The organism is Sphingomonas radiodurans (assembly GCF_020866845.1).
Lineage (GTDB): Bacteria > Pseudomonadota > Alphaproteobacteria > Sphingomonadales > Sphingomonadaceae > Sphingomonas > Sphingomonas radiodurans.
On the sequence record NZ_CP086594.1, the window covers coordinates 637,448 to 663,596 of the forward strand.

At 63.4% G+C, this 26,149-nt stretch carries 37 protein-coding genes; 2 read left to right on the plus strand and 35 right to left on the minus strand.

Translation table 11 applies throughout. The features are described from left to right. Positions 1 to 10: 10 nt before the first annotated feature. Positions 11 to 1,564 carry a glutamine-hydrolyzing GMP synthase gene (gene guaA / locus LLW23_RS03030; protein WP_228947314.1) on the minus strand — a complete coding sequence of 518 codons (1,554 nt, stop codon included), beginning with the start codon at positions 1,562 to 1,564 and terminating at the stop codon, positions 11 to 13. A 120-nt stretch (positions 1,565 to 1,684) separates the two neighbouring features. On the opposite strand from guaA, the gene LLW23_RS03035 reads away from it, so the two are divergent. Beyond that, entirely contained in the window at positions 1,685 to 2,110 is a 426-nt protein-coding gene (locus LLW23_RS03035) for a hypothetical protein (RefSeq protein WP_228947315.1), read from the plus strand. Between the two features lie 91 nt (positions 2,111 to 2,201). Here the strand turns inward: LLW23_RS03035 and rplQ are convergent, their stop codons facing one another. The 31 genes from rplQ to rpsL all read right to left on the minus strand — a co-directional run bounded on the left by rplQ (position 2,202) and on the right by rpsL (position 22,062). Beyond that, complete coding sequence (rplQ, locus tag LLW23_RS03040) at positions 2,202 to 2,624, minus strand: 50S ribosomal protein L17 (RefSeq protein ID WP_228947316.1); 423 nt, start codon at positions 2,622 to 2,624, stop codon at positions 2,202 to 2,204. Positions 2,625 to 2,857: 233 nt separating this feature from the next. After that, positions 2,858 to 3,919 (minus strand): DNA-directed RNA polymerase subunit alpha, encoded by a 1,062-nt coding sequence (locus LLW23_RS03045; RefSeq protein ID WP_228947317.1) that lies wholly within the window; start codon positions 3,917 to 3,919, stop codon positions 2,858 to 2,860. 91 nt (positions 3,920 to 4,010) lie between these two features. Beyond that, positions 4,011 to 4,400, minus strand: a complete 390-nt coding sequence (gene rpsK, locus LLW23_RS03050; protein ID WP_228947318.1) for a 30S ribosomal protein S11 — start codon at positions 4,398 to 4,400, stop codon at positions 4,011 to 4,013. A gap of 86 nt (positions 4,401 to 4,486) precedes the next feature. Continuing rightward, on the minus strand, positions 4,487 to 4,855 hold the full coding sequence (rpsM, locus tag LLW23_RS03055) for a 30S ribosomal protein S13 (protein ID WP_228947319.1): 369 nt from the start codon (positions 4,853 to 4,855) through the stop codon (positions 4,487 to 4,489). Positions 4,856 to 5,103: 248 nt separating this feature from the next. Next, positions 5,104 to 5,754 carry an adenylate kinase gene (locus LLW23_RS03060; RefSeq protein WP_228947320.1) on the minus strand — a complete coding sequence of 217 codons (651 nt, stop codon included), beginning with the start codon at positions 5,752 to 5,754 and terminating at the stop codon, positions 5,104 to 5,106. A 43-nt stretch (positions 5,755 to 5,797) separates the two neighbouring features. Next, positions 5,798 to 7,144: a preprotein translocase subunit SecY gene (gene secY / locus LLW23_RS03065; protein WP_228947321.1), complete on the minus strand. Its 1,347-nt coding sequence runs from the start codon at positions 7,142 to 7,144 to the stop codon at positions 5,798 to 5,800. 182 nt (positions 7,145 to 7,326) lie between these two features. Continuing rightward, positions 7,327 to 7,872, minus strand: a complete 546-nt coding sequence (gene rplO / locus LLW23_RS03070) for a 50S ribosomal protein L15 (protein ID WP_228947322.1) — start codon at positions 7,870 to 7,872, stop codon at positions 7,327 to 7,329. Between the two features lie 99 nt (positions 7,873 to 7,971). Next, complete coding sequence (gene rpmD, locus LLW23_RS03075) at positions 7,972 to 8,148, minus strand: 50S ribosomal protein L30 (RefSeq protein ID WP_228947323.1); 177 nt, start codon at positions 8,146 to 8,148, stop codon at positions 7,972 to 7,974. A 6-nt stretch (positions 8,149 to 8,154) separates the two neighbouring features. Continuing rightward, a complete protein-coding gene (rpsE, locus tag LLW23_RS03080; protein WP_228947324.1) occupies positions 8,155 to 8,946 on the minus strand; it encodes a 30S ribosomal protein S5 in 792 nt (263 codons plus the stop codon). Positions 8,947 to 8,949: 3 nt separating this feature from the next. Next, positions 8,950 to 9,300 (minus strand): 50S ribosomal protein L18, encoded by a 351-nt coding sequence (gene rplR, locus LLW23_RS03085; protein WP_228947325.1) that lies wholly within the window; start codon positions 9,298 to 9,300, stop codon positions 8,950 to 8,952. After that, positions 9,297 to 9,830, minus strand: coding sequence for a 50S ribosomal protein L6 (rplF, locus tag LLW23_RS03090; RefSeq protein WP_228947326.1), 534 nt, complete (start codon positions 9,828 to 9,830; stop codon positions 9,297 to 9,299). Before rplF ends, rplR begins: the two co-directional genes overlap by 4 nt. Then, positions 9,830 to 10,225, minus strand: coding sequence for a 30S ribosomal protein S8 (gene rpsH / locus LLW23_RS03095; RefSeq protein ID WP_228947327.1), 396 nt, complete (start codon positions 10,223 to 10,225; stop codon positions 9,830 to 9,832). The genes rplF and rpsH overlap by 1 nt, the downstream gene beginning before the upstream one ends. A gap of 10 nt (positions 10,226 to 10,235) precedes the next feature. Continuing rightward, entirely contained in the window at positions 10,236 to 10,541 is a 306-nt protein-coding gene (gene rpsN / locus LLW23_RS03100) for a 30S ribosomal protein S14 (RefSeq protein WP_228947328.1), read from the minus strand. A gap of 38 nt (positions 10,542 to 10,579) precedes the next feature. Then, complete coding sequence (rplE, locus tag LLW23_RS03105) at positions 10,580 to 11,104, minus strand: 50S ribosomal protein L5 (RefSeq protein WP_228948444.1); 525 nt, start codon at positions 11,102 to 11,104, stop codon at positions 10,580 to 10,582. Positions 11,105 to 11,168: 64 nt separating this feature from the next. Then, the gene (rplX, locus tag LLW23_RS03110) at positions 11,169 to 11,486 is read right to left on the minus strand and encodes a 50S ribosomal protein L24 (RefSeq protein WP_228947329.1); all 318 of its coding nucleotides are present in this window, start codon (positions 11,484 to 11,486) and stop codon (positions 11,169 to 11,171) included. Continuing rightward, positions 11,486 to 11,854, minus strand: a complete 369-nt coding sequence (gene rplN / locus LLW23_RS03115; protein ID WP_228947330.1) for a 50S ribosomal protein L14 — start codon at positions 11,852 to 11,854, stop codon at positions 11,486 to 11,488. The genes rplX and rplN overlap by 1 nt, the downstream gene beginning before the upstream one ends. A 248-nt stretch (positions 11,855 to 12,102) precedes the next feature. Further along, positions 12,103 to 12,387 (minus strand): 30S ribosomal protein S17, encoded by a 285-nt coding sequence (gene rpsQ, locus LLW23_RS03120; RefSeq protein WP_228947331.1) that lies wholly within the window; start codon positions 12,385 to 12,387, stop codon positions 12,103 to 12,105. 11 nt (positions 12,388 to 12,398) lie between these two features. Further along, positions 12,399 to 12,602, minus strand: coding sequence for a 50S ribosomal protein L29 (gene rpmC, locus LLW23_RS03125; protein ID WP_228947332.1), 204 nt, complete (start codon positions 12,600 to 12,602; stop codon positions 12,399 to 12,401). A 1-nt stretch (position 12,603) separates the two neighbouring features. Beyond that, entirely contained in the window at positions 12,604 to 13,038 is a 435-nt protein-coding gene (rplP, locus tag LLW23_RS03130) for a 50S ribosomal protein L16 (protein WP_228947333.1), read from the minus strand. Positions 13,039 to 13,051: 13 nt separating this feature from the next. Further along, the gene (rpsC, locus tag LLW23_RS03135; RefSeq protein WP_228947334.1) at positions 13,052 to 13,759 is read right to left on the minus strand and encodes a 30S ribosomal protein S3; all 708 of its coding nucleotides are present in this window, start codon (positions 13,757 to 13,759) and stop codon (positions 13,052 to 13,054) included. After that, complete coding sequence (rplV, locus tag LLW23_RS03140; RefSeq protein WP_228947335.1) at positions 13,759 to 14,136, minus strand: 50S ribosomal protein L22; 378 nt, start codon at positions 14,134 to 14,136, stop codon at positions 13,759 to 13,761. The genes rpsC and rplV overlap by 1 nt, the downstream gene beginning before the upstream one ends. Next, positions 14,136 to 14,414: a 30S ribosomal protein S19 gene (gene rpsS, locus LLW23_RS03145; protein WP_228947336.1), complete on the minus strand. Its 279-nt coding sequence runs from the start codon at positions 14,412 to 14,414 to the stop codon at positions 14,136 to 14,138. Before rpsS ends, rplV begins: the two co-directional genes overlap by 1 nt. Beyond that, positions 14,414 to 15,247 (minus strand): 50S ribosomal protein L2, encoded by an 834-nt coding sequence (gene rplB / locus LLW23_RS03150; protein WP_228947337.1) that lies wholly within the window; start codon positions 15,245 to 15,247, stop codon positions 14,414 to 14,416. Before rplB ends, rpsS begins: the two co-directional genes overlap by 1 nt. A gap of 1 nt (position 15,248) precedes the next feature. Next, positions 15,249 to 15,563 carry a 50S ribosomal protein L23 gene (locus tag LLW23_RS03155; RefSeq protein ID WP_228947338.1) on the minus strand — a complete coding sequence of 105 codons (315 nt, stop codon included), beginning with the start codon at positions 15,561 to 15,563 and terminating at the stop codon, positions 15,249 to 15,251. Then, positions 15,556 to 16,173 carry a 50S ribosomal protein L4 gene (rplD, locus tag LLW23_RS03160; RefSeq protein WP_228947339.1) on the minus strand — a complete coding sequence of 206 codons (618 nt, stop codon included), beginning with the start codon at positions 16,171 to 16,173 and terminating at the stop codon, positions 15,556 to 15,558. The genes LLW23_RS03155 and rplD overlap by 8 nt, the downstream gene beginning before the upstream one ends. Positions 16,174 to 16,175: 2 nt before the next feature. After that, positions 16,176 to 16,910, minus strand: coding sequence for a 50S ribosomal protein L3 (gene rplC, locus LLW23_RS03165; RefSeq protein WP_228947340.1), 735 nt, complete (start codon positions 16,908 to 16,910; stop codon positions 16,176 to 16,178). Between the two features lie 280 nt (positions 16,911 to 17,190). Then, complete coding sequence (gene rpsJ / locus LLW23_RS03170) at positions 17,191 to 17,499, minus strand: 30S ribosomal protein S10 (RefSeq protein ID WP_066776796.1); 309 nt, start codon at positions 17,497 to 17,499, stop codon at positions 17,191 to 17,193. 167 nt (positions 17,500 to 17,666) lie between these two features. After that, positions 17,667 to 18,860: an elongation factor Tu gene (gene tuf / locus LLW23_RS03175; RefSeq protein WP_228947341.1), complete on the minus strand. Its 1,194-nt coding sequence runs from the start codon at positions 18,858 to 18,860 to the stop codon at positions 17,667 to 17,669. Between the two features lie 133 nt (positions 18,861 to 18,993). Beyond that, positions 18,994 to 21,069: an elongation factor G gene (fusA, locus tag LLW23_RS03180; protein WP_228947342.1), complete on the minus strand. Its 2,076-nt coding sequence runs from the start codon at positions 21,067 to 21,069 to the stop codon at positions 18,994 to 18,996. A 96-nt stretch (positions 21,070 to 21,165) separates the two neighbouring features. Next, positions 21,166 to 21,636: a 30S ribosomal protein S7 gene (rpsG, locus tag LLW23_RS03185; protein WP_228947343.1), complete on the minus strand. Its 471-nt coding sequence runs from the start codon at positions 21,634 to 21,636 to the stop codon at positions 21,166 to 21,168. A 54-nt stretch (positions 21,637 to 21,690) separates the two neighbouring features. After that, the gene (gene rpsL / locus LLW23_RS03190; RefSeq protein ID WP_019516007.1) at positions 21,691 to 22,062 is read right to left on the minus strand and encodes a 30S ribosomal protein S12; all 372 of its coding nucleotides are present in this window, start codon (positions 22,060 to 22,062) and stop codon (positions 21,691 to 21,693) included. Positions 22,063 to 22,303: 241 nt separating this feature from the next. Here rpsL and LLW23_RS03195 point away from each other — a divergent pair, with 241 nt between their 5' ends. Next, positions 22,304 to 23,476, plus strand: a complete 1,173-nt coding sequence (locus tag LLW23_RS03195; RefSeq protein ID WP_228947344.1) for a hypothetical protein — start codon at positions 22,304 to 22,306, stop codon at positions 23,474 to 23,476. Here the strand turns inward: LLW23_RS03195 and LLW23_RS03200 are convergent. Genes LLW23_RS03200 through LLW23_RS03210 form a run of 3 tightly spaced genes read right to left on the minus strand, consistent with a single transcriptional unit; the run spans position 23,473 to position 26,136 of the window. After that, positions 23,473 to 24,459, minus strand: a complete 987-nt coding sequence (locus LLW23_RS03200) for an alpha/beta fold hydrolase (RefSeq protein WP_228947345.1) — start codon at positions 24,457 to 24,459, stop codon at positions 23,473 to 23,475. The two genes, LLW23_RS03195 and LLW23_RS03200, sit on opposite strands and share 4 nt — an antisense overlap. Positions 24,460 to 24,515: 56 nt before the next feature. Continuing rightward, on the minus strand, positions 24,516 to 24,869 hold the full coding sequence (locus LLW23_RS03205) for a DUF3140 domain-containing protein (protein ID WP_228947346.1): 354 nt from the start codon (positions 24,867 to 24,869) through the stop codon (positions 24,516 to 24,518). A gap of 46 nt (positions 24,870 to 24,915) precedes the next feature. Next, positions 24,916 to 26,136, minus strand: coding sequence for a Xaa-Pro dipeptidase (locus tag LLW23_RS03210; protein ID WP_228948445.1), 1,221 nt, complete (start codon positions 26,134 to 26,136; stop codon positions 24,916 to 24,918). Between the last annotated feature and the right edge of the window lie 13 nt (positions 26,137 to 26,149).

Below are 26,149 nucleotides of genomic sequence, written 5' to 3' on the forward strand. Positions count from 1 at the left end.
CGATAGCGGATCACTCCCACTCGATCGTGCCGGGCGGCTTGGAGGTATAGTCGTACGTGACGCGGTTGATCCCGCGTACCTCATTGATGATGCGCGTCGTGACGCGCGCCAGGAAGCCGCCGGGGAACTCGAAAGCCTGCGCGGTCATGCCGTCGGTCGATGTGACCGCGCGCAAGGCGAGCACGCTGTCGTAGGTGCGGCCATCGCCCATCACGCCAACCGAGCGGACCGGGAGGAGAACCGCGAACGCTTGCCAGATCGCATCGTACAGCCCGGCGTTGCGGATCTCCTCGAGATAGATCGCGTCCGCCTTGCGCAGGATGTCGCAGCGTTCCTTGGTGACTTCGCCGGGGATGCGGATCGCGAGGCCGGGGCCAGGGAAAGGGTGACGGCCGACGAAGATGTCGGGCAGGCCAAGCTCGCGGCCGAGCGCGCGCACCTCGTCCTTGAACAATTCACGCAAGGGCTCGACGAGCTTCATGTTCATCCGCTCGGGCAGGCCGCCGACGTTGTGGTGGCTCTTGATCGTCACCGATGGCCCGCCGGTGAAGCTGACGCTCTCGATCACGTCGGGGTAGAGCGTCCCCTGCGCGAGGAATTCGGCGCCACCGATCTTCTTTGCCTCGGTCTCGAACACTTCGATGAAGGTCTTGCCGATGAACTTGCGCTTCAATTCCGGGTCGGTGACGCCGGCGAGGCCGTTCATGAACAGCGGCTCGGCGTTTACGTGGACGAGCGGGATGTTGTAATGGCCGCGGAAGAGGCTGACGACCTGATCCGCCTCGCCAGCGCGCAGCAGGCCGTGATCGACGAACACGCAGGTTAGCTGTTCGCCGATCGCCTCGTGGATCAGCACCGCGGCTACGGCGGAATCGACGCCGCCGGAGAGGCCGCAGATCACCCGGCCCTGCCCAACCTGCGCTCGGATCTCAGCAATCTTGGTCGCGCGGAACTCGGCCATCGTCCAGTCGCCGACCAGGCCGCAGACATGGCGGGCGAAGTTCTTGATCAGCCGCGCGCCATCGGGCGTGTGCGCAACTTCGGGGTGGAACTGCATTCCGTAGAAGCGCCGGCCTTCGTCCGCGGTGATGGCGAACGGCGCGCCGGGCGAGGTGGCGACGGGGACGAAGCCGGGGGCGAGCTCGGCCACGTGATCGCCGTGACTCATCCACACCTGATGCCGCTCACCTTCCTGCCACAGCCCGTCGAAGAGACCGCAGCCTGCGGCGACCTGCACAAAGGCTTCGCCGAATTCGCCCGAATGGCCCTTCTCGACGCGGCCGCCGAGTTGCGTGTTCATCACTTGCTGGCCGTAGCAGATGCCGAGCACGGGTACGCCGCTGTCGAACACGGCTTGCGGTGCGCGCGGGCTGCCTTCGTCGACCACAGACGCAGGGCCGCCGGAGAGGATCACGCCCTTGGGCTTCATTCGCTCGAACGCTTCGGCCGCGGACTGGAAGGGCGCGATCTCGCTGTAGACGCCAGCTTCGCGCACGCGGCGCGCGATTAGCTGAGTCACTTGGCTGCCGAAATCGACGATGAGAATGCTGTCGGGGTGCTCCATCCGCAGCGCATAGCGGCCCAACGCGCTCGGCGAAAGGGCGGGTACCGACGTAAACTATTGTCGCGCGGCAGTACTCAGCGCATGAAGATTAGCGACAGATAAATCGGGGGAGATTACAGCATGCTGATCGTTCAGGACGTGAACATATCGTCGACCGTCAATCGCCAGCTGCAAATGATCGGCAACCAGCGGCAGCTCGCCGTTGCTGCGCTCAAGCGCCTCGGCAGGACCGGCGGCAAGGCTGGCAAGCCGGTGGGCACCACGGAGGCTGGGCAAGTGCGCAAGGCAGCACGTGTCCACGGCAGTGCGGGTAAGATCTTCTCCGTTCCATACGGCGACGATAATTTCTGCATCTTCTATTATCGCACCGGTGGCGACATCAAGGCGGAGGACAAGCTGAGCCACGAGGCTGCCTTCAAGAAGCAGGAGGCCAGCGGCGGCGGTATCTGGACGTTGCTGCTCGGACGCTTCGAGGGAATGTCGCTGATCCTGCCGACGCACGACAACACGCCATTTGGAGAGGTGCCAGACACGGCAGCCGCCTGAGGCGCGGTCAGTCCGACGTGCCATCGGACATTTGAAAAAGGGCCGCCCCGCAAGCGGGACGGCCCTGTTAGCCTCATCAACTGCGACGCGATTACGCCGCCTCGTCGAAGTCCTCGTCGTTCATCACTGGGCCCGAATCCTGGCCCTTCGCCGAAACGTCGCGATCGACGAACTCGATGATCGCCATCGGCGACGCGTCCGAGGCGCGGATGCCGGCCTTGATCACGCGGGTGTAGCCGCCAGCACGATCGGCGTAGCGCGGCGCGAGAACGTCGAACAGTTTCACCAATTGCGCATCGTCGAGCAACCGAGCGTGGGCGAGACGGCGGTTCGACAGGCCGCCCTTCTTGCCCAGCGTGATCAGCTTTTCGATATACGGGCGCAGTTCCTTCGCCTTGGCGACGGTGGTGGTGATCTGCTCGTGCTTGATGAGCGCTGCCGACATGTTGCGGAACAGCGCGATGCGGTGGGCCGAGGTCCGCTGAAGCTTACGGCCGCCTACACGGTGACGCATGGGTAATTCCTTCTCGTTCGTTCGGGGGCCGTGAACGGATCCCATCAAAGTATTACTTTGATGGGTACCCTCAGGTACCCCAGGACAGGTGGGACGTTAGGGCCACCCTATGTTCGTCACCCCGGCTTAGCGCCGGAGTCCCGCTTGATCTTCTGCCGGCAGCGCCGCGGCAAAGCCGCGGCGTCGGTCGGGCTGTTTCGTCTCCGACGCAGCGTGGCTGCGCCGGTGCGAAATCAGCCCATAATCTCCTGCTCGAGCTTCTTGGCCATCTCTTCGATGTTCTCAGGCGGCCAGCCGGGGATTTCCATGCCCAGGCGGAGGCCCATGCTCGAGAGCACTTCCTTGATCTCGTTGAGCGACTTGCGGCCGAAGTTCGGGGTGCGCAGCATCTCCGCCTCGGTCTTCCCGACGAGATCACCGATGTAGATGATGTTGTCGTTCTTGAGGCAGTTGGCCGAACGCACCGACAGTTCGAGCTCGTCCACCTTCTTGAGCAGGTAACGATTGATCTGCTGCGTATCGCTGGCGATCTCACCAGTCGGAACCGGAGCGGCCATGCCGACCGGAGCCGAACGCTGGACGATCGAATCGTCGAAGTGGACGAACAGTGCGAGCTGATCCTGCAGGATGCGACCGGCGTAGCCGACGGCGTCCTCAGGCGTCACCGTGCCGTCGGTCTCGACCGTCAGGGTCAGCTTGTCATAATCCAGATCCTGGCCAACGCGGGTCGGATCGACCTTGTAGCTGACTTGGCGAACCGGCGAATACAACGCGTCGACCGGGATCAGGCCGATCGGCGCATCGGCCGGGCGGTTGACGGTCGCGGGCACATATCCCTTACCGGTGTCGGCAGTCAGCTCCATGTTGAGCGTCGCGCCTTCGTCGAGATGGCAGATGATCAGCTCGGGGTTCATCACCTCGATATCACCCGACACCGCGATGTCGCCGGCCTTCACCTCGGCCGGGCCGGTGGCGGAAAGCTGCAGCCGCTTGGGCCCTTCGCCCTGCATCTTCAACGCGATCTGCTTCACGTTGAGGACGATATCGGTCACATCCTCGCGCACACCGGCGAGGCTCGAAAATTCGTGCAGCACGTTTTCGATCTTGATCGACGTGACGGCGGCACCCTGCAGGCTCGACAGCAATACGCGGCGAAGCGCGTTGCCGAGGGTCAGGCCGAAGCCACGCTCGAGCGGTTCGGCGATGAAAGTCGACTTGCGCTTGCCATCTCCGCCCTTCTTTTCGAGCGTGTTGGGCTTCTTCAGTTCCTGCCAGTTCTTAGCGTTGACGGACAAGGCTCGTGTCCCCTGATGTTGGGCCGGACGGGGGCGCGTCCGGCCTGGTGTTAGAGGGCGCCCCGACTCGTCAGCCGGGCGCCGGACGTCATCAGACGCGGCGACGCTTCGACGGACGCACACCATTGTGTGGAATCGACGTAACATCGCGAATCGACGTGATCTGGAAACCGACCGCCTGCAGCGCACGGAGCGCCGATTCGCGGCCCGAACCCGGACCTTTCACTTCGACCTCAAGCGTGCGGACGCCGTGCTCGGCAGCCTTCTTGCCGGCGTCCTCAGCCGCGACCTGCGCCGCATACGGCGTCGATTTGCGCGAACCCTTGAAGCCCATCGTGCCGGCGGAGGACCAACTGATCGCATTGCCCTGGGCGTCGGTGATGGTGATCATCGTGTTGTTGAAGCTGGCGTTGACGTGCGCCACGCCGGCGGTGATGTTCTTGCGTTCGCGACGGCGAATACGCTGCGGTGCCTGTGCCATTTGGTAACCCTGACCTTTGTATCAAGCGAAGACCGGGAGGCGCGACGCCTCGACCGGTCGACGACCGAAGAAGTGGAAGCTCGCGCTTACTTCTTCTTTCCTGCGATCGGCTTCGCCTTGCCCTTGCGCGTGCGCGCATTGGTGTGCGTGCGCTGGCCACGGACCGGCAGGCCCTTGCGGTGACGCAGGCCACGATAGCAGGCAAGATCCATCAGACGCTTGATGTTCATCGCGGTCTGGCGGCGAAGATCACCCTCGACGGTGTAGCCAGCGTCGATCGCCTCGCGGATCTGAAGAACCTCCTGGTCGGTCAAATCCTGCACGCGACGCTCGGCGGTGATCTCGAGTTTGTCGGTGATCTGCTTGGCCTTCGCCGGGCCGATACCGTGAATATATTGAAGCGCGATGATCACGCGCTTGTTGGTCGGGATATTAACGCCCGCGATACGTGCCATGAACTATGTTCTCCTCGTGCTCCACGGGACGCGGCATGGTTCGCGCATCCCATCTCTTCGCATGAACTTCCACCACGCAAGAAAGCGGCAAGCGCTTACGAAACGCCGCCGGTGACCGGTATGCTGGAAGGCGGTCGGTTAAGCGCCGGCGAACGCCGTGTCAAGCGCCCGGTTCCGGCGTTTCGTCTTTCATAGGCTGCAACTCAACCGCCTGATGCCAAGCAAATCGCCTGGCGAAAGGACGCAGCCTATTTTCCGTCGAGGATCGCCTCGATTGCGCGCGTGACTTCAGCGATGTCGGCCATGCCATCGACGCGGTGAACCAGCCCCCGCGCGTCGTAGATCGGCAGGATCGGCGCGGTCTTCGCGCGATACTCCGCCATGCGCGTGCGGACGGTTTCCTCGTTGTCGTCGGGCCTGCGCTTGAACTCATGCGCGCCGCACACGTCGCAGGTGTCGGCGACCTTGGGCAGCTTAAAGCTATCGTGATAGCTGGCGCCGCAATTGCCGCAGGTGAAGCGCCCGACGATCCGCTCGACAAGCGCATCTTCGTTCACTTCGAGTTCGATCACATGATCGAGCGTCCGGCCGCGCGCGTCGAGCAGCTGGTCCAATGCGGACGCCTGCGCCGCGGTGCGGGGATAGCCGTCGAAGATCGCGCCTTGGTCAGCATCAAGTCGATCAAGATTCTCGCCGATGAGGTCGGACACGATCGTGTCGGAGACGAGCGCGCCCGCGTCCATCACCGCTTTAGCCTGCACGCCCACCGGCGTGCCGGCCTTTACGGCAGCCCGGAGCATGTCACCGGTCGACAGCTGAACCATGCCGCGATCCGCCACCAGGCGTTCGGACTGGGTGCCCTTGCCGGCTCCCGGCGGCCCCAGCAGAATGATGTTCACGAACCGCCCTCCCCGTTTTCTTTATGCGTCGTCTCGCCGCGCTTCAGCGCAGGCGGCCGCCCTTCAACTTCGCCTTCTTGATCAGATCACCATATTGGTGCGCCAACAAATGCGACTGGATCTGCGTTACCGTGTCCATCGTCACGTTGACGACGATCAACAGGCTGGTGCCCCCGAGATAGAAGGGGATCGACAGCGCCGACACGAGATATTCCGGCACCAGGCAGATGAAGGCGAGATACGCCGCGCCGATCACCGTGATGCGCGTGAGCACATAGTCGAAATATTGCTCGGTGTTCTTGCCCGGGCGGATGCCGGGAACGAAGCCGCCGTAGCGCTTCAGATTCTCCGCCGTCTCTTCCGGGTTGAACACGACCGCGGTGTAGAAGAACGAGAAGAAGATGATGCCGGCACCGTACAGCAGCATGTACAACGGGCTGCCGTGCTGCAGATACTGATTCATGCCGATGATGGCATCGCCCCACCAGCTGTCACCCGACACGCTCTGGCCAGCGAATTGCGTGATCGTCAGCGGCAGGAGCAGCAGCGACGATGCGAAGATTGGCGGGATCACGCCTGCGGTGTTGATCTTCAGCGGCAAGTGGCTGCGATCGGCCTGCATGCCGCGCTGCGTCTGGCGCTTGGGGTATTGGATCAGGATGCGGCGCTGCGCGCGCTCCATGAAGCAGATGAACAGGACCAGCCCGGCCACGGCGAGAACGATCGCGATCAGGATCGCGGGGTTCATCGAGCCCGTCCGGCCGCCTTCAAGCAGGTTGACGATCGTCGTCGGCAAATGCGCGACGATGCCGGCCATGATGATCAGTGAAATGCCGTTGCCGATGCCGCGGCTGGTTATCTGCTCGCCGATCCACATCAGGAACATCGTTCCGCCGATCAGCGAGATTACCGCAGCGACGCGGAACAGCATGCCCGGCTCGACCACCGCACCGCCGGCCTCAAGCCCGGTTGCGATGACATAGCCCTGGATCGCGGTGAGGAACACCGTGCCGTAGCGTGTGTACTGGTTGAGCTTCTTGCGCCCGCTCTCGCCTTCCTTCTTGATCGCGGCGAGCTGCGGCGAGAGCGACGTCGCAAGCTGCACGACGATCGAGGCGGTGATGTATGGCATCACGCCGAGCGCGATCAGCGAGGCACGCTCCAGAGCGCCACCCGAAAAGGTGTTGAAGAAGTCGAGCACGCCGCCCTGCGTCTGCTTGGCCAGCGCGGCAAGGCCGGTCGGGTCGATGCCCGGCAGCGGCACATAGCTCAGCAGTCGGAAGACGATCAGCGCACCGATCGTGAACCACAGCCTCTTCTTGAGATCAGTCGCCTTCGCGAATTTCGCGAAATTGATGCTTTGCGCCATCTGGTCGGCTGCGGATGCCATACTGCGTCGATGCCTTCGGAAACGATGAACGGCGGAGGAGGTCTGATGCCCCGCCCCGCCGCTCATATAGGGGCGCATGGCCCTATGTCTAACTTCTCGTCACCCCGGCGTGGCCGAAGCTTCGTCCCGGTCGAGGCGCGAGAAGGCAGCGGGACCCCGGCGCATGTCCGGGGTTTGGGAAGTTACGCCTTGCCCTGCTTCTCGGCCTTGTTGGCGAGACGCACTTCGCGCGCCTTGCCCTTCTTTGCCTTCGCCTTGTCGGCAGCGGCAACGACCTCGATTACATTCACGGTGCTGCCCGACTTCTCGAGCGCTTCGCGTGCGCCAGCCGAGACGCCGGCGACGGTGAAGTTCAGCTTGGCGGTCAACTCACCCTTGCCAAGCAGCCGCACGCCATCCTTGCCACCGCGCGCCAGGCCAGCAGCCTTGAGCGTCGCGTGATCGATGTCGGTTGCGGTCAGGTTGCCCGAGTCGATCGCCTTCTGGATCGCGCCCAGGTTCACCTCGGCATAATCCTTGGCGAAGATGTTGTTGAAGCCACGCTTCGGCAACCGCATGTGCAGCGGCATCTGACCGCCTTCGAAACCGGCGATCGAGACGCCCTCGCGGCTCTTCTGGCCCTTCTGGCCACGTCCGCCGGTCTTGCCCTTGCCGGAACCGATACCGCGGCCGACACGCATTCTGCGATGGCGGGCGCCTTCGTTATCTCTGAGTTCGTTGAGCTTCATATCGTGCACTCGCTTTCGCTTTTGTCGCGCTGATGGAAAAAGGAAGGGGGCCGGTTAGCCCCCTTCCCCGTAATTGTCACTAGGTGGGTCGCAGGAGGGTTAGTCCTGCACCTCAACCATGTGCTGCACCTTGCGGATCATGCCGCGAACCTCGGGGGTATCCTCGAGCTCCGAAACACGGTGCATCTTGTTCAGGCCCAGACCAACGAGCGTCGCGCGCTGGTCCGAGGTCCGCCGGATCGGCGATCCGGTCTGCTTCACCTTGATGGTTGCCATGTCCGCTTACTCCGTAACGGCCGCGGCATCCGCCTCGGCGGTCTGCGACCCACCGCGGCCGAGCAGGTCGGCGATCTTCTTGCCGCGCCGCTGCGCAACCGACTTCGGCGAAGTCTGGTTGTTCAGCGCCTCGAAGGTGGCGCGGATCATGTTGTACGGGTTGGACGTGCCGACCGACTTGGTCACCACATCGGCAACGCCGAGCGATTCGAAGATGGCGCGCATCGGGCCGCCGGCGATGATGCCGGTACCCTGCGGTGCCGAGCGGACCGTGACGCGGCCGGCACCGAAGTGACCGTTCACGTCGTGGTGCAGCGTACGGCCTTCCTTGAGCGGCACGCGGACCATGGCCTTCTTGGCCGCCGCAGTCGCCTTCGAGATCGCCTCGGGCACTTCGCGTGCCTTGCCGTGGCCGAAACCGACGCGACCCTTGCCGTCACCTACAACGACCAGCGCTGCGAAGCCGAAGCGCTTACCGCCCTTCACCGTCTTCGACACGCGGTTGATGTGAACGAGCTTCTCGATCAGCTCTTCGCCACCCTCGTCGCGGTTGCGATCGTCACGACGACCGCCTCGGTTGCCACCAGGGCCACCACGATTGCCACCGGGGCCGCCACGGCCGCGGTTACCACCGCCGCCACCGCCGCCGCCCGGGCCGCCGCGACCACGACCACCACCCTGGTAGCCGCCACCGCCGCCACCCTGATAGCCGCCGCCCTGCTGGGGCGCATCGCTGCTCTGCGTGGCAGGCGCTGCGTCCTGTGGCGCCGAGCCTGGCGTGTTGTTGTCGTCAGCCATGTCTTAGAACTCCAGTCCGGCTTCGCGCGCGGCTTCCGCCAACGCCTTCACCCGGCCGTGAAAGAGAAAGCCGCCACGGTCGAACACGACCTGCGTGACGCCCGCAGCCTTGGCTGCCTCGGCAATGCGCGTGCCGACTGCGGTTGCCGCGTCGACATTCGACGTTGCACCCTCGTGGCCCTGCAGCGTCGATGCGGCAGCAACGGTGCGCCCGGCCGCATCGTCGATCACCTGGGCATAGATATGCTTGCCCGACCGGTGGATCGACAGCCGCGGACGGCCACCGCTACGCGCACGAAGCGCAGTACGGTTGCGGCGACGCCGCTTCTCGAAAAGCGAAAGGCCCTTGCTCACTTCTTCTTCCCTTCCTTGCGGAAGATAAATTCGCCGTCGTACTTGATGCCCTTGCCCTTGTACGGCTCGGGCTTCCGCCAGCGACGGATCTCCGCGGCCAGCTGGCCGACCTTCTGCTTGTCGGCGCCGCTGATCTCGACCGTGGTCGCGTCCGGCGTCTTCACCTCGATGCCCTCGGGCACGTCGATGTTCACGTCATGGCTGTAACCGAGCTGCAACTTGAGGTTCCGACCCTGCGCAGCAGCGCGATACCCGACGCCGGTGATCAGCAGCTTCTTGGTGAAGCCGTCGGTCACGCCGGTCACGAGATTCTGAACCATCGTGCGCTGCATGCCCCAGAAGGCGCGCGCCTGCTTGCTGTCGTTGGCCGGCTGCACCGAGATGCCACCATCTTCGACCGTGTACGTGATCTCGTCGCGCATCGCGAGGTTCAGGGTTCCCTTGGGCCCCTTCACCGTCATCTGCTTGCCTTCGATCGTGGCGGTGACACCGGTTGGGACCGGAACCGCTTTCTTACCGATGCGGCTCATCAGAATACCTCCGCCAGCACTTCGCCACCGACGTTCTGCTCGCGTGCTTCGGCATCCGAGAGCACGCCGCGCGGCGTCGAGACGATCGTGATACCCAAGCCGTTCATCACTCGCGGCAGGTCGTTCGACCCACTGTAGATGCGGCGGCCAGGCTTCGAAACGCGCGCGACGTGCTTAATAGCCGGCTGCCCTTCGAAATACTTGAGCTCAATGCGGACGCCCTTGACGGGGCCCATCTCTTCATCGCTGTAGCCACGGATGTAGCCTTCGCGCTGAAGCACGTCGAGCACGCGGGTCCGCAGCTTGGACGCTGGCGAGAGGACGGAGTCCTTCTTCGCGCGCTGCCCGTTGCGGATGCGGGTGAGCAGGTCACCCAGGGGATCGGTCACTGCCATCTTGGGATCCTTACCAGCTCGACTTCGTCAGACCGGGGATCAGGCCCTTGTTGGCCAGATCGCGCAGCATGACGCGGGCAAGACGGAACTTGCGATAATAAGCGCGCGGCCGACCGGTGATCTCGCAACGGTTGCGCACCCGCGTCGGGTTCGAATTGCGCGGCAGTTCGGCCATCTTCAGGCGCGCGATGAGACGCTCGGTCTCGTCGAGCGACTGATCGTTCGCCGCGGCCTTCAGCTTCGCCCACTTGGGGGCGTACTGCTTGACCATCTTCTTGCGCCGCTCATTCTTATTTACGGAACTCAGTTTCGCCATGGACTTAAGCTCTCTCGTTTAGTTCGTTGCCAAGGGGCTCACGCCGCCTTCTTTTCTTCGTCGGCCTCGTCCCGCGGGAACGGGAAGCCGAACAGACGCAGCAGCTCGCGCGCCTCGTCGTCGGTCCGTGCACTCGTCGTGACAATCACGTCCATGCCGCGCACCTTATCGATGCGGTCATAGTTGATTTCCGGGAACACGATCTGCTCCTTGAGCCCGCAGGCATAATTGCCACGACCATCGAAGCTCTTCGGGTTGAGCCCACGGAAATCGCGAACGCGCGGCAGCGCGATCGTGATGAAGCGATCGAGAAACTCGTACATGCGATCACGGCGAAGGGTAACCTTCACGCCGATCGGCATGCCTTCACGCAGCTTGAACTGCGCGATCGACTTCTTCGCCTTCGTGATCACCGGCTTCTGACCTGCGATCAGCTCCATCTCGGAAGCGGCCTGATCGACGCGCTTCTTGTCCTGGGTCGCCTCACCGACGCCCATGTTGAGCACGATCTTCTCGATCCGCGGCACTTCGAGCACGTTCTTGTAGCCGAACTTCTCGGTCATCGCCTTGGCGATGCTCTCGTCATACAGCTTGCGGAAGCGCGGCGTATAGCCCTGGGTGTTAGCCTCAGCCACCGATCTTCTCCCCGGTCTTGACCGCAATGCGGACCTTTTTGCCGTCCTGCATTTCGAAACGGACGCGCGTCGGCTTGCCATCGGCCGTCACGTGCGCAACCTTCGAGGCATGCATTGGCGCTTCGAAGCGCTTCAGGCCGCCCTGCGGGTCGCCCTGCGTCGGCTTCGAGTGGCGCGTCGCGACGTTGATGCCGCCGACGATGACCTTGCCGTCCTTCGGCATGGAGGCGGTGACGGTGCCCGTCTTGCCCTTGTCCTTGCCGGACAGGACGATGACCTGGTCACCCTTCTTGATCTTCGCGGCAGCCATTACAGCACCTCCGGCGCAAGGCTGATGATCTTCATGTGCTTCTTGCCGCGCAGCTCGCGCACGACCGGGCCAAAAATACGGGTGCCGATCGGCTCCTCGTTCTTGTTGACCAGCACCGCGGCGTTCGAATCGAAACGGATGGTCGAACCGTCCGCCCGATGAATGTCCTTCGCGGTACGCACGATGACGGCGCGGTGAACGTCGCCCTTCTTCACTTTGCCACGCGGCTGCGCTTCCTTGATGGAGACGACGATGATGTCGCCCACACCGGCAACCCGGCGCTTGGACCCGCCAAGCACCTTGATGCACTGCACCCGCTTCGCGCCGCTGTTGTCAGCGACGTCGAGATTGGACTGCATCTGGATCATTGATCCGCTTCCTTCTCGCTATTGGGGTGGATACCGACCCAGCCCCGCCTTAAAAAAATGACCCCGGCCGCGGGGTTATCCGCGTCCAGGGGGAGCGGCCCGTTAGCCGCCCCGCAAGAAAAATGCAATGCCCCGTGGGGCGCTGCCTCGTTCCTGCCCTTACTCACCCTCGCCCCTCGGCTGGTCTCCGGTACCCCGGACCCTGGCCGATACTGACGAAGGTGCCCTGCTATCGAACCAGCGGCGGCTTACGCCGTTGCCGGCTCGTCGATCTCGACCCGCTCTGGCGTCGCATGGGTGTTAACCCGGTCGACAACCTTCCAGGTCTTCAGCTTGGAGATCGGAGCTGTCTCTTCGATCCGAACCGTCTCGCCCTGCTTGAACTCATTCGTCTCGTCGTGAGCATGATACTTCTTCGAGCGACGGATGATCTTGCCGTAGAGCGGGTGCTTCACCTTGCGCTCGACATTCACCACCACCGTCTTGTCGCCCTTGTCGGAAACGATCAGCCCGGTCAGCACGCGCTTTGGCATGTGCTTGTCCTTTACTTGCCGGTCGCAGCACTACGCTGCGACTGGAGGGTCTTGATGCGGGCAATGTCCTTGCGGACCTCACGCACGCGGCTCGGCTTTTCGAGCTGGTTGGTCGCCGCCTGAAAGCGCAGGTTAAACTGCTCGCGCTTCAGGTTGCCCAGCGCGTCGGACAATTGATCGTCCGACTGGCCATTATATTCGATCTTCTTAGCCATCTCACTCGCCTCCGAGATGCGTGGTGTCGCCGAGACGAGCCACGACCTTGGTCTTGATCGGGAGCTTCATCGCCGCGCGCTCGAACGCCTCGGCAGCAAGCGGACCCGGAACCCCGTCGAGCTCGAACAGGATACGACCCGGCTTGACGCGTGCGGCCCAGAACTCGGGCGAACCCTTGCCCTTACCCATGCGGACTTCGGCCGGCTTGCCCGACACCGGAAGATCCGGGAAAATCCGGATCCAGAGCCGGCCCTGGCGCTTGATGTGACGCGTGATCGCGCGGCGAGCCGCCTCGATCTGACGCGCGGTGATCCGCTCGGGCTCCAGCGCCTTCAGGCCATAGGCCCCGAAGTTGAGCGCGGTGCCGCCCTTAGCGTCGCCGCTGATGCGGCCCTTGAACGCCTTGCGGAACTTGGTGCGCTTCGGTTGTAGCACTTTTCTCTACTCCTTAGCGACGGTCGTCGCGCGCAGGACGCACGCCGGAGGTCTGAGCCTCCATCATCAACCGATCGAACGCCATCGGATCATGGCCGAGGATCTCGCCCTTGAAGATCCAGACCTTCACACCGCACACGCCATAAGCGGTGTGCGCCTGGGCCTCGGCATAGTCCATGTTGGCGCGCAGCGTGTGCAGCGGCACCCGGCCCTCGCGATAGCTTTCCGAACGCGCGATCTCGGCGCCGCCAAGGCGACCGCCGCACGCGACGCGGATGCCATCAGCACCCAGCCGCATCGCCGACTGCACCGCACGCTTCATGGCGCGACGGAAAGCGATACGACGCTCGAGCTGATCGGCGATGCCCTGCGCAACGAGCTTGGCATCGACTTCCGGCTTGCGGATCTCGACGATGTTGAGCGAGACGTCCGAACTCGTCATCGAACCGATCGTCTTGCGCAGCTTCTCGATATCGGTGCCCTTCTTGCCGATGATCACGCCCGGACGTGCGGCAAAGATGGAAATGCGGCACAGCTTGGCCGGACGCTCGATCACCACCTTGGAGATCGCAGCCTGCGGCAGCGTCTTCATGATGTGCGTGCGGATCTTCAGATCCTCAAGCAGCAGGCGACCATAGTCGGCGCCGTCGGCGTACCAGCGGCTGTCCCACGTGCGGTTGATCTGCAGGCGCAGACCGATCGGGTTGCTCTTATGACCCATTAGGCTTCTTCCTGCTCGCGCACGACAATCCGCAGCCGCGAGAACGGCTTGAGAATGCGGGTGGACTTGCCGCGGCCGCGCGTCGCGAACCGCTTCATAGTGATCGACTTGCCAACCGACGCCTCGGCAACGACGAGTGCGTCGACGTCGAGGTTGTGGTTGTTCTCGGCATTGGCAATCGCGGAGGCGAGAACCTTGCGCGCATCGACCGCCATGCCCTTCGTCGAGAAGGTCAGGATGTTCAACGCGTCGCCGGCCTTCTTGCCACGGATCAGCGCCGCAACCAGGCCCAGCTTCTGCGCCGAACCACGGATCTGCGTACCGACCGACAAGGCTTCCTTGTCGCCGACCTTGCGGGGGGACTTAGGCTTGCTCATCAGCGCTTGCCCTTCTTGTCGGCGGCGTGGCCTGGGAAATAGCGCGTCGGCGCGAACTCACCCAGCTTCATGCCGACCATATCTTCATTGACCGAAACCGGCACGAACTTGCGACCATTATAGACGCTGAACGTAAGGCCGACGAACTGCGGCAGGATCGTCGAACGACGCGACCAGGTCTTGATCGGGCCGGTGCGACCGTTCTGGTCCTGCGCCACTTCTGCCTTCTTCAGCAGATGAAGGTCCACGAACGGACCCTTCCAGACGGAGCGAGCCATTACTTCTTCCTCGCGTGACGGCTGCGGATGATCATCTTGTCCGTCGCCTTGTTGTGGCGGGTGCGCGCACCCTTCGTCGGCTTGCCCCACGGCGTGACCGGATGACGACCGCCCGAAGTGCGGCCTTCGCCGCCGCCGTGCGGATGGTCGACCGGGTTCTTGGCAACACCGCGCGTCAACGGGCGCTTGCCCATCCAGCGGGTGCGGCCAGCCTTGCCGAAGTTCTGGTTCTGGTTGTCCGGGTTCGACACCGCACCGACCGTCGCCATGCAATCCGAGTGGATGTAGCGCTGCTCGCCCGAGTTCAGGCGAACGATCACCATCCCGCGATCACGGCCGACGACCTGCACGTACGTGCCAGCCGAGCGTGCGATCTGCCCGCCCTTGCCCGGCTTCATCTCCACATTGTGGACGATGGTGCCGACTGGCATCTGGCCGAGCTCCATGGCGTTGCCCGGCTTTACGTCAGTCTTCTTGCCCGCGATAACCTTGTCGCCAGCGGCAAGCCGCTGCGGCGCGATGATGTAGGCCAGCTCCTCGTCCGGATACTTCACCAGCGCGATGAACGCCGTGCGGTTGGGATCATATTCCAGCCGCTCGACAGTACCTTCGACATCCCACTTGCGACGCTTGAAATCGATATGACGATAGCGCTGCTTGTGGCCGCCGGCGATGCCGCGCGACGTGACATGGCCCTTGTTGTTGCGGCCACCGCTCTTGCGCTTACCTTCAGTCAGCGCCTTAACGGGGCTGCCCTTGTGCAGGGTCGAACGATCGATCAGGACGAGCCCGCGCATCGCGGGGCTCGTCGGATTATAATGCTTGAGTGCCATCTTACTTGGCCCCCTCGGTAACGTCGATCGACTGCCCGTCCTTGAGCGTCACGATTGCCTTCTTCATGTCCGACCGGAAATAGGGCTTGCCCTTCCAGCGCTTCGTCTTGCCCTTCTGGACGATGGTGTTCACGCCAACGACGCTAACGTCGAAGATCGCTTCCACCGCCGCCTTGATCTCCGGCTTGGTGGCGCTGTTGGCCACCTTGAACACTACGGCGTTCTGCTCGGAGAGAAGGGTCGACTTCTCGGTGATATGTGGCGCGACGATCACGTCATAGTGACGGTTGTCGATCGCCTTCTGCTGCTTAGCCATTGAAGCGAGCCTCCAGCTTCTCGACCGCCGCGCGGGTGAGCACCAGCGTATCGGCCTTAATGATGTCGTAGACGTTCGCACCGACCGCCGGGAGCATGTCCACGCCCGGCAGGTTGTTGCCGGCGCGGAAGCTCTCGGCAGTATCGGCGTCGATCACGAGCGTGCGCTTGCCTGTGCCCAGCGTCTCGAAGTGACCCTTCAGTTCCTTGGTCTTGGAAACCTGGAAGGCATCGAGAATGATGAGCGAGCCAGCGAGTGCATGGCTCGACAGCGCCATCTTCAGACCGAGCGCACGAACCTTCTTGTTCAGCGACGGATTGAAGTCACGAACGCGAGCGCCGTGAGCCTTACCGCCGCCAACGAAGACCGGAGCGCGACGATCGCCGTGACGAGCGACACCGCCGCCCTTCTGACGACCGAGCTTCTTGCCGGTCCGTGCGACGTCGGAACGCTCACGCGTGCCACGCGCGGTGGCGCGGCGCTTTTCGAGCTGCCAAGTGACGACGCGGTGCAGGATGTCGGCGCGCGGCTCGAGGCCGAAGACCTCGTCCGACAGCTCGACATCCGCGGCGCTCGCCGTGGCATCGAAGGAGGAAACCTTGACCTTCACGTTCAGCCCTCCTGGCCGTCGACCGCGTCGGTCGCGGGAGCGGCCTCGGCGGTATTGCTGTTGGCAGCCTTCAGGCTGGCCGGGAACGGCGCTTCAGCATGCGGCTTGACCTTCACGGCGTCCTTGACGAACAGCCAGCCACCCTTCGAGCCAGGGACCGAGCCCTTGACGAAGATGAGGCCACGCTCGGTGTCGGTGCCGACGATTTCGAGGTTCTGCTGCGTGCGGAACTTGTCGCCCATGTGGCCGGCCATCTTCTTGTTCTTGAAGACGCGGCCCGGATCCTGGCGCTGACCGGTCGAACCCAGCGAACGGTGCGAGACCGACACGCCGTGGGTTGCCCGCAAACCACCAAAGTTCCAGCGCTTCATGCCGCCGGCGAAGCCCTTACCCTGGGTACGACCCTGGATATCGACCAACTGGCCAGCAACGTAATGATCGGCAGAGATCTCCGCGCCGACATCGAGGAGATTGTCCTCGGTCACGCGAAATTCATGCACGACTGCCTTGGGCTCGACTTCGGCCTTGCCGAAGTGGCCACGCTGCGGCTTGTTAACGTTCTTAACCTTGGCGACACCTGCGCCAAGCTGGACGGCGGTATAGCCGTCACGATCGGTTTCGCGGCGAGAGACGACCTGAAGCCCTTCGAGCTGCAGGACGGTAACCGGCACATGCCGGCCATCATCCTGAAACACGCGGGTCATGCCCATCTTCTTCGCGATCACGCCGGTACGCATGATCCGTTGCTCCTCAACAGAGGCACCCTGGGACCATCCCAAAGGTGCTTGTGACCGACCCCGAGAGATCGATCTGTTCCAGCCCGGAAATGCGAAGCGTGCCCCCGTTCCGGGCTGGCTATCCCCTGACGGGAATAAAACGGGAGACGCTGGCCCGGCGAGCGGACCCGCCGGCGGTATCTCTTGTCTGTCGAGCGCTTTGTTTAAGCGCCAAACCGCTCCGCCAAAGGCAGGAACGACAAACCCGCGGGACTCACGTCAACCGCGGGGTCCGGCGTCCTTAGGCGAGCTTGATCTCGACGTCAACGCCTGCTGCGAGGTCGAGCTTCATCAGCGCGTCGACGGTCTGCGGGGTCGGTTGAACGATATCGAGCATACGCTTGTAGGTGCGAACCTCAAACTGCTCACGGCTCTTCTTGTCGACGTGAGGCCCACGGTTGACCGTGAACTTCTCGATACGCGTCGGGAGCGGGATTGGACCGCGGATAAGGGCACCCGTGCGACGGGCGGTGTCGGCGATGTCGCCGGTCGCCTGGTCAAGCACGCGATGGTCGAACGCCTTCAAGCGAATGCGGATGTTGCTGTCCATAATCCCTACCGATGCGAAAGAGCGGGCCGCGTGAATGCGGCTCTTGCTGTTCAGAAACTGTCGAAGGCGCGGGCTATAACCACCCCTTCATAAAAAGCAACCGCCCGACGCACCTGATGGCGCGCCGGGCGACTGTTTTACGACTAGCCGCTTGCGCGGCCGGCGTTTTACTTGGCGATGGCGCTGACCACGCCCGCACCGACGGTGCGGCCGCCTTCACGGATCGTGAAGCGCTGCCCCACGTCCATGGCGATCGGTGCGATCAGCTTGATGCCCAATGCGACGTTGTCGCCCGGCATCACCATCTCGGTGCCCTCAGGCAGCTCGACGGTGCCGGTCACGTCCGTCGTGCGGAAGTAGAACTGCGGACGATAGTTCGCGAAGAACGGCGTGTGACGGCCACCCTCTTCCTTCGACAGAACATACACTTCCGACGAGAAGTCAGTGTGCGGCTTGATCGTGCCTGGCTTACAGAGCACCTGGCCACGCTCGACTTCGTCGCGAGCAACACCGCGGATCAGCGCGCCGACGTTGTCGCCAGCCTGGCCCTGATCAAGCAGCTTGCGGAACATTTCGACGCCCGTGACGGTGGTCTTGCGAACGGTCGGGTGAATGCCGACGATCTCGACTTCCTCGCCAACCTTGACGATGCCGGTCTCGACACGGCCCGTGACGACCGTGCCGCGACCCGAGATCGAGAACACGTCCTCGATCGGCATCATGAACGGCTTATCGAGCGGACGCTCCGGCTGCGGGATATACTCGTCCACTGCGGCCATCAACTTTAGCACGGCTTCCTTGCCGAGCGTGTCGTTCGAGCCGCTGAGCGCGCACGTCGCCGAACCCTGGATGACGGGGATGTCATCGCCCGGGAAGTCGTACGACGAGAGCAGCTCGCGGATCTCAAGCTCGACGAGCTCGAGGATCTCGGCGTCATCGACCAGATCGACCTTGTTCATGAACACGACCATTGCCGGCACGCCGACCTGGCGGGCGAGCAGGATGTGCTCGCGCGTCTGCGGCATCGGGCCGTCGGTGGCCGACACGACCAGGATCGCGCCGTCCATCTGCGCTGCACCGGTGATCATGTTCTTCACGTAATCGGCGTGACCCGGGCAATCGACGTGCGCGTAGTGACGGTTGACCGTCTCATACTCGACGTGCGCGGTCGAGATCGTGATGCCGCGCTCGCGCTCTTCCGGAGCCTTGTCGATGTTCGCGAAGTCGACAGCGGTGCCGCCGGTCGTCTCGGCGAGAACCTTCGTGATCGCGGCCGTCAGCGAGGTTTTACCATGATCGACGTGACCGATGGTACCGATGTTCAGGTGCGGCTTGTTCCGCTCAAACTTAGCCTTAGCCATTATATCCCTACCTTCTGGATTTCAACTTGAGCCGCGCTGAGGACTCGCCGTGAAGGCGGCCCCATAGCGACTGAATCTTGGTTGCGCAAACCCTGACCCGCCGCCCGGAGAGGCCGGACAGCGGCAGGTGTTATCAGGCGAGCTTCGCCTTCACTTCGTCGGCGACGTTCTGCGGCACTTCGTCATAGTGCGAGAACTCCATCGAATAGCTGGCGCGCCCTTGCGTGAAGGAGCGCAGCTGATTGACGTAGCCGAACATGTTGGCGAGCGGCACCATCGCGGTCACCGTCTGCGCGTTGCCGCGGCTGTCGGTGCCCTGGATCTGCCCACGACGACTGTTCATGTCACCGATCACGTCGCCAAGATAATCCTCCGGCGTCACGACCTCGACCTTCATCACCGGCTCGAGCAGCGTGATGCCCGCCTTCTGCGCCGCTTCGCGCATCGCTGCACGGGCGGTGATTTCGAACGCCAGCGCCGACGAGTCGACGTCATGATAAGCGCCGTCGTACAGGTTGATCTCGAAATCGATGATCGGGAAGCCAACGAGCGAACCGGTCGCTGCCGTCTCGCGGAAGCCCTTTTCGATCGCCGGGATATATTCCTTCGGAATGTTACCGCCCTTGATCTCGTCCTTGAAGATGATGCCCGAACCGCGCTCGCCCGGTGCTAGCTTCACCTTCACGCGACCGAACTGGCCGGTACCACCGGACTGCTTCTTGTGCGTGTAATCGATGTCGACCGGCTTCTTGAGGTATTCGCGATACGCCACCTGCGGCGCGCCGACGTTGGCCTCGACCTTGAACTCGCGCTTCATGCGATCGACCATGATCTCGAGGTGAAGCTCGCCCATCCCTTTCAGGATGGTCTGGCCGCTCTCGTGATCGGTCGACACGCGGAACGATGGATCTTCGCGCGCAAGACGATTGAGCGCGACACCCATCTTTTCCTGGTCGGCCTTGGTCTTCGGCTCCACCGACACTTCTATGACGGGGTCCGGAAACTCCATCCGCTCGAGGATGATCGGCAGGTTCTGCGCACAAAGCGTATCGCCGGTCGTCGTGTCCTTCAGACCCGCGAGCGCGACGATGTCACCAGCGTAAGCGACTTGGATGTCCTCACGATCGTTCGCATGCATCAGCAGCATGCGACCGACCTTTTCCTTCTTGTCCTTCACCGAGTTCAGCACCGACGATGCCGTCTCCAGCTTGCCGGAATAGATGCGGGCGAAGGTGAGCGTGCCGACGAACGGATCGTTCATGATCTTGAACGCCAGCGCCGAGAACGGCGCGTCATCGGCTGCTGCGCGGCTGTCTTCAGTAACGCCGTCGAGCTTGAGGCCCTGGATGGCGGGCACGTCGAGCGGCGACGGCAGATAGTCGACCACGGCGTCGAGCAAAGGCTGCACGCCCTTGTTCTTGAATGCCGAACCACACAGAATCGGCACGAATGCCGACGTAAGCGTACCCTTGCGGATCAGCGACTTCAGCGTCGCTACGTCGGGCTCGTTGCCTTCGAGGTACGCCTCCATGATGTCGTCATCTTGCTCGACGGCCATCTCGATCAGTTCCGACCGCGCGGTTGCCGCAGCGTCCTTCAAATCGTCAGGGATGTCCTGATATTCGAACTTCGCGCCGAGCGACTCTTCGAGCCAGATGATCGCACGGTTCTCGACCAGGTCGACAAGGCCCTTGAACCCGCCCTCGATGCCGATCGGAAGGTACAGCACGGCCGGGCGCGCGCCGAGACGATCCTTGATCATCTCCACGCACCGCTCGAAGTTTGCACCGGTGCGGTCGAGCTTGTTGACGAAGCACATCCGCGGCACGTTGTACTTGTCGGCCTGCCGCCACACCGTCTCGGACTGCGGCTCGACGCCGGCAACGCCGTCAAAGCACGTGATCGCGCCATCGAGCACGCGCAGCGAACGCTCGACTTCGATCGTGAAGTCGACGTGCCCGGGGGTGTCGATGATGTTGATGCGGTGGTCGTCCCAGAAGCACGTCGTTGCAGCCGACGTGATCGTGATCCCGCGCTCCTGCTCCTGCTCCATCCAGTCCATCGTCGCGGTGCCTTCATGCACTTCGCCGATCTTGTAGGACTTGCCGGTGTAATAGAGGATGCGCTCGGTCGTGGTCGTCTTACCGGCATCGATGTGCGCCATGATGCCGATATTGCGATACTTCTCGAGCGGATGGCTGCGGGCCATGACGGACTTCCTTAGCGATATGGGGAGCAGGCCCGTGGCCGGCTCCCCATGATATAGTTTACGTGTGAGACGCTGCCAAGACGGGCAGCGCCGCCATTACCAGCGATAGTGGCTGAACGCGCGGTTCGCTTCGGCCATGCGGTGCGTGTCTTCGCGCTTCTTCACCGCGTTGCCGCGGTTGTTTGACGCGTCGAGCAGCTCGCCCGACAGACGCGCATCCATCGTGTTCTCGCTGCGACCGCGCGCGGCGGTGATCAGCCAGCGGATCGCGAGCGCCTGCGCGCGCTCCGGACGAACCTCTACCGGCACCTGGTACGTCGCACCGCCAACGCGGCGCGAACGGACTTCGATGCCCGGCTTAATGTTGTTCAGCGCGTCGTGAAACACGCCGATCGGCTCGCGCTTGGCGCGGGCCTCGACAGTGGTCAGCGCGGAATAGACGATGCCTTCCGCGACGGACTTCTTTCCGTCCATCATCACGGAGTTCATGAACTTCGACAGAACCTCATCCCCGTAGACGGGATCAGGCAGGATTTCCCGCTTTTCGGGACGACGACGACGAGCCATCTGATATCTTCCTTCTAAACTTCAGCCTTGTTGGTCAGACATGCGCTGACCGGCTTACTTCGGACGCTTGGCGCCGTACTTGGAACGGGACTGACGACGGTCCTTCACACCCTGTGTGTCGAGCACGCCGCGCAGTACGTGGTAACGCACACCGGGAAGGTCGCGAACGCGACCGCCGCGGATCAGCACCACCGAGTGCTCCTGCAGGTTGTGGCCTTCACCCGGGATGTAGCTGATGACTTCGCGCTGGTTGGTCAGGCGAACCTTGGCCACCTTGCGCAATGCCGAGTTCGGCTTCTTCGGGGTCGTCGTGTAAACACGCGTACACACGCCGCGCTTCTGCGGGTTCTGTTCCATCGCAGGGACCTTTGACTTGGCCTTCTGCGGATCGCGGCCCTTGCGGACCAGCTGGTTAATCGTCGGCATTGAAGCCTTCACCTTTCCGTAGGTTACTTTGCTGGAGCTGTGACAGCACTTGGAATACGAAAAGGACCATCAGGCGGTCGCGTGCGACCTACCGGCGGCCCTTCTAGCATCCAGCAATGTTCAAGCTGCCCGTGCGGGCAAGGCCCACCACGAACGGCCGCGGCTATACGCAGCGGATCGGCAAGCGTCAATGCCGCGCGCCTTAACGTGGCAGCAACCATCTCCGCCGCATTCCTGCGTCGTGATCGCGCGCACCCTCTCCCCGCTTTCAGCCCCGCCGCTGGTGGCCACGCTCGTGCTGGCGGTGGCCGCACACTGGTGGCTGTGGGGCTTCACCGGGCTGGATGTCGCGACCTATCTGCTGCCGTGGTTCCGGCACATCCTGGAAGCTGGGCCGATCGGCGCCTTCGCAGCCCCATTCGGGAATTACTCTCCACTGTACCTGTACATGCTAGCCGCCACGACTTCGCTTGCTGACTGGTTTCACCCTGTCGACCTGATCAAGGCGCTGTCAGTCGCGGGCTCGCTCGCGCTGACCGGCGCGGTCTGGCATTTACTGCGGACGCTCGGCGACGGCCGGACGCCCCATCCTCTTGAGCGCGCAGCGGCATTGGTGCTGATTCTGCCCACAACCCTGCTCAACACCGCGCTATTGGGACAATGCGATGCGATGTGGTCGGCCGCTTGCATAATGGCGCTGGCAGCCGCGGTCGCTCGGCGCCACGCAGCGATGCTGGCGTGGTGCGGCGTCGCATTCGCGTTCAAGCTGCAGGCGGCGTTCTTCGCGCCGTTTGTGCTTGCGCTCCTGATCCGCCGCCGTGTCCCGCTGCGGCTGTGGCCGATCGCCGCCGTCACTTGGATCGCCAGCCTCATTCCGGCTTGGCTCGCGGGATGGCCCGCGCTCGACCTGCTCACCATCTACTTTCGGCAGACCGAGTACGACCCGTCGATGCCGCTAAATGCTCCGAACCTTTGGATGATCGTTGCCGCGCTCCCGCTGTTCGCCGGTGTGCCACTCACTGGCCTCGCCTTCGCCACCGCCATCGGCGCCACCGCCACCTATGTTGCGCGGCTGACCGTTGCGCCGTTCGGCCCGCGGCGGGTGATGGAGGCTGCGGCCTTGTCGCCGATGCTGGTCGCCGGGCTGCTGCCGCGGATGCACGAGCGCTATTTCTTTCTGGCCGACATCATCACGCTCGCCATCGCGCTCGCCTGGCCAGACCGGCGTAGCATCGGCATCGCCGCGCTGGTCCAGTTCGGCTCGGCGCTGGGGCTGCTCGCGTATCTCAGCGGCATTTCCGGGCTGGCGATGCTCGGCGCGGTGCCGATGATCGCCGCGACCGTCGCGCTTGCCAGGCCGCTGTGGCGGCAGCCAGCCAACGACAATCCACTGGTTACGCGCGCGGTGGGTTAGCGTACCACCGACAACAGCGTCTTCTCGAACCGCGCCGGATCTTCGACCTGCGGCGAGTGCCCGAGCCCGTCGAGCCGCACCAGCGTCCCCTTCGGCATTTTGGCCACCGCGCCCGGCGCGACGAGCGGGATCGCCTGGAGGAACTGGTGCAACGACGTGGGAACCTGCTGGCGCCCGAACGCGGTCTTGTCGAGCGTGCCAACGATCACCGTCGTGGGCGGCTTGATCCGATACAACTCGTGCGCGACGGGCTGCGTCTTGATCATCTCACTCGTCTTCGCCTGCGCCAGCGCGACCATGTCACGCCCCTGCCCCTCGTACATGCCTGCCAGCATCCAGACCCAACGGTCGTACGCCGGCTTCCAGGTGCCGTGGTAATAGTTTTCCTGCTGATAGGCCTTGATCGAGGCGTAGCTCGTCTTCTTCTCGCCAGCCCATAGCGTATCGACATCGACGTACGGCAGCCCTTGCTCCGACCGGTCGACCAAGCCGAGAGGGTTGACAAGCACCAGCCTATCTACTGCTTCCGGAAACATGATTGCGTATCGCATCGCAAGCATGCCACCCAGCGAATGACCAACGATCGTCGCACGCGCCACGCCGCGCGAGGCGAGCAGCTTGCGCGTATTGCTCGCCAGCATCTCGAAACTGTATTGCGCCGCGCGCGGCTTGGACGATTTGCAGAAGCCGATCTGATCGGGAATGATCACGCGATAACCGGCCTGGACCAGCGCCCGCCCGGTCGACCCCCAGGTTGCGCCGCAGAAGTTCTTGCCGTGCAGCAGCACGATCGTGCGTCCGTTCGGCCGATCGGGCGCAATATCCATGAAGACCATCGTCGCAGGCTGACCGATAACATCCACCGTCATGCTTTGCACCGGCCATGGATAGGTAAAACGCTCGAGGTTCACACCGAAGTCAGGAGAAGATGGCGCTGCCCCCATCAGCATCGCCGCTGCAACCACTACGCCAATCGCTCGCATTCGCCCTCATTCCCCGCCCGTCAGTAACATGCGTTAAACCAGCTGACGAACGGATGCTACGCCTTCAAAGGATCGTGCCCCCAGTTCATCAGCGAATAGCGCCAGTCGCTATGCTCCTTGTCCTTGGCGGGGCCGCCCTGCGCGAGATGGCGATGCACGTAGCCCGTCACCTTCTTCATGTGCGCGTAATCGTCGTCGCTGAGGTCCGCCTTCTTCTTGCGCTTGATATCGACGATCCGCCGGCCAGACGCATGGCCGACGCTTTCGCCCGCGTCATTGCCGTCTTCGCGCTTCCAGCCGACCCGTTTCGACTCTTCGGTGTCGAGGAACTGCTCGATCGCCGCCGGCGTCATGTTCACCGCCTCGCCGAAATCCTTGTACACTTGCTCGCGATCTTCCTGGTCGGCCACCGGCACTCTCCTTCGTTCCGATGAACCAACGAGGCGACGCGACGGTTCAGTCGACGCACACGCCGCCCTTGATCACCGCCACCGGCCGCTCGAGCGTCGTCACGTCAGAAAGCGGATTACCCGACACCGCAACCATGTCGCCATAGCGCCCGACCGCGATCGCGCCGACGTCGCGGCTGCGACCCAGCGCCTCGGCTGCGGTAACCGTCGCGGCGCGGATCGCCTGCAGCGGCGTCATCCCGTACTGGATCATAACGCGGAACTGCTTGCCGGCGTCGCCATGCGGCATCACCCCGGCGTCGGTGCCGAACACCATCTTCGCGCCCGCCGAATTGGCCTTGCGGAAATTGTCGCGCTGGACCTGCGCGACCTCCCGGTCCTTGCGCAGATTGTCTTCGAGGATGCCGTTCTTCTTGCCCTCGGCCTGCGTGTAATCGGTGTTGTAGATGTCCATCGACAAATAGGTGCCGCGCTCCTTGGCGAGGCGGATGCCTTCGTCGTCGATCAGGCTGGCATGCTCGATCGTGTCGATCCCGGCGCTGATCGCGGCCTTGATCCCCGCCGCACCGTGCGCGTGGGCGGCGACCTTGAGCCCCCATTGATGCGCCTCGTCGGCGATCGCGCGAAGCTCGGTTTCCGAAAGCTGCTGCTGTCCCGGCTCCGTATTGCGGCTGAAAACGCCGCCCGTCGCGCACACCTTGATCACTTCGGCGCCATATTTGCGCTGCTCGCGTACGACCTTGCGCAGCTCCTCGGGGCTATCGCCCACAGCCTTGCTGCGCTGGTTGAACGAAGGCGGGAAGAAGGTGCTGTCGCAATGACCGCCTGTCGCGCTCAGCGCATGCGCTGCGGGCACGATCCGAGGCCCGATCATCACACCCTCCTCGATCGCCTGCTTGTAGGCGACATCGGCAAAATTGTCGGAACCGACGTTGCGCACCGTCGTAAAGCCCGCGCGCAGCATCGCTGCGGCATTGCCGACACCTTGCACTGCCCAAAATGCATCGGTGAACTGCAGTGCCTGATACGGGCCGTAGCGCGGATTGCCGTCAAGATGGACGTGCATGTCGATCAGCCCCGGCACGAGCGTCACGTCCCCAAGATCGAGCGTCTTCGCCCCCGCCGGAGCAGCGCCGCCGATCGACGCGATCCGCCCGTCAGTGACGACGATCACCGGCCGCTCGACGATCGCGCCCTTCTCAACATCGAGCATCCGCGCGGCCGTCACCACGACCGTCTCGGCGGTCGCGGGAACGGCGGCGATCATCGCAACGGTGGCA

Coding starts and splice junctions, on each gene's coding strand:
- rpsL (WP_019516007.1), bottom strand. CDS start 22,062: ATGCCGACGATTAACCAGCTGGTCCGCAAGGGCCGCGATCCGCAGAAG.
- LLW23_RS03200 (WP_228947345.1), bottom strand. CDS start 24,459: ATGCGAGCGATTGGCGTAGTGGTTGCAGCGGCGATGCTGATGGGGGCA.
- rpsJ (WP_066776796.1), bottom strand. CDS start 17,499: ATGGACAGCAACATCCGCATTCGCTTGAAGGCGTTCGACCATCGCGTG.
- rpsC (WP_228947334.1), bottom strand. CDS start 13,759: ATGGGTCATAAGAGCAACCCGATCGGTCTGCGCCTGCAGATCAACCGC.
- fusA (WP_228947342.1), bottom strand. CDS start 21,069: ATGGCCCGCAGCCATCCGCTCGAGAAGTATCGCAATATCGGCATCATG.
- rplF (WP_228947326.1), bottom strand. CDS start 9,830: ATGAGCCGCATCGGTAAGAAAGCGGTTCCGGTCCCAACCGGTGTCACC.
- rplC (WP_228947340.1), bottom strand. CDS start 16,910: ATGCGTACCGGCGTGATCGCGAAGAAGATGGGCATGACCCGCGTGTTT.
- rplB (WP_228947337.1), bottom strand. CDS start 15,247: ATGGCACTCAAGCATTATAATCCGACGAGCCCCGCGATGCGCGGGCTC.
- LLW23_RS03035 (WP_228947315.1), top strand. CDS start 1,685: ATGCTGATCGTTCAGGACGTGAACATATCGTCGACCGTCAATCGCCAG.
- rplE (WP_228948444.1), bottom strand. CDS start 11,104: ATGACCGAGAAGTTCGGCTACAAGAACGTGCTCGAAGTGCCGCGGATC.
- rplX (WP_228947329.1), bottom strand. CDS start 11,486: ATGGCTGCCGCGAAGATCAAGAAGGGTGACCAGGTCATCGTCCTGTCC.
- rpsE (WP_228947324.1), bottom strand. CDS start 8,946: ATGGCTGACGACAACAACACGCCAGGCTCGGCGCCACAGGACGCAGCG.
- guaA (WP_228947314.1), bottom strand. CDS start 1,564: ATGGAGCACCCCGACAGCATTCTCATCGTCGATTTCGGCAGCCAAGTG.
- rpmC (WP_228947332.1), bottom strand. CDS start 12,602: ATGGCTAAGAAGATCGAATATAATGGCCAGTCGGACGATCAATTGTCC.
- rpsQ (WP_228947331.1), bottom strand. CDS start 12,387: ATGCCAAAGCGCGTGCTGACCGGGCTGATCGTTTCCGACAAGGGCGAC.
- rpmD (WP_228947323.1), bottom strand. CDS start 8,148: ATGGCAACCATCAAGGTGAAGCAGACCGGATCGCCGATCCGGCGGACC.
- rpsN (WP_228947328.1), bottom strand. CDS start 10,541: ATGGCGAAACTGAGTTCCGTAAATAAGAATGAGCGGCGCAAGAAGATG.
- rpsH (WP_228947327.1), bottom strand. CDS start 10,225: ATGGCAGTGACCGATCCCCTGGGTGACCTGCTCACCCGCATCCGCAAC.
- tuf (WP_228947341.1), bottom strand. CDS start 18,860: ATGGCTAAGGCTAAGTTTGAGCGGAACAAGCCGCACCTGAACATCGGT.
- rplN (WP_228947330.1), bottom strand. CDS start 11,854: ATGATCCAGATGCAGTCCAATCTCGACGTCGCTGACAACAGCGGCGCG.
- rplO (WP_228947322.1), bottom strand. CDS start 7,872: ATGAAGCTCAACGAACTCAGAGATAACGAAGGCGCCCGCCATCGCAGA.
- secY (WP_228947321.1), bottom strand. CDS start 7,144: ATGGCATCCGCAGCCGACCAGATGGCGCAAAGCATCAATTTCGCGAAA.
- LLW23_RS03210 (WP_228948445.1), bottom strand. CDS start 26,136: ATGATCGCCGCCGTTCCCGCGACCGCCGAGACGGTCGTGGTGACGGCC.
- rpsG (WP_228947343.1), bottom strand. CDS start 21,636: ATGGCTCGTCGTCGTCGTCCCGAAAAGCGGGAAATCCTGCCTGATCCC.
- rpsM (WP_228947319.1), bottom strand. CDS start 4,855: ATGGCACGTATCGCGGGCGTTAATATCCCGACCAACAAGCGCGTGATC.
- rpsK (WP_228947318.1), bottom strand. CDS start 4,400: ATGGCACAGGCACCGCAGCGTATTCGCCGTCGCGAACGCAAGAACATC.
- rplQ (WP_228947316.1), bottom strand. CDS start 2,624: ATGCGTCACCGTGTAGGCGGCCGTAAGCTTCAGCGGACCTCGGCCCAC.
- rpsS (WP_228947336.1), bottom strand. CDS start 14,414: ATGGCTCGCTCCGTCTGGAAGGGTCCGTTCGTGGACCTTCATCTGCTG.
- rplV (WP_228947335.1), bottom strand. CDS start 14,136: ATGAGCAAGCCTAAGTCCCCCCGCAAGGTCGGCGACAAGGAAGCCTTG.
- LLW23_RS03155 (WP_228947338.1), bottom strand. CDS start 15,563: ATGGCTAAGCAGCAGAAGGCGATCGACAACCGTCACTATGACGTGATC.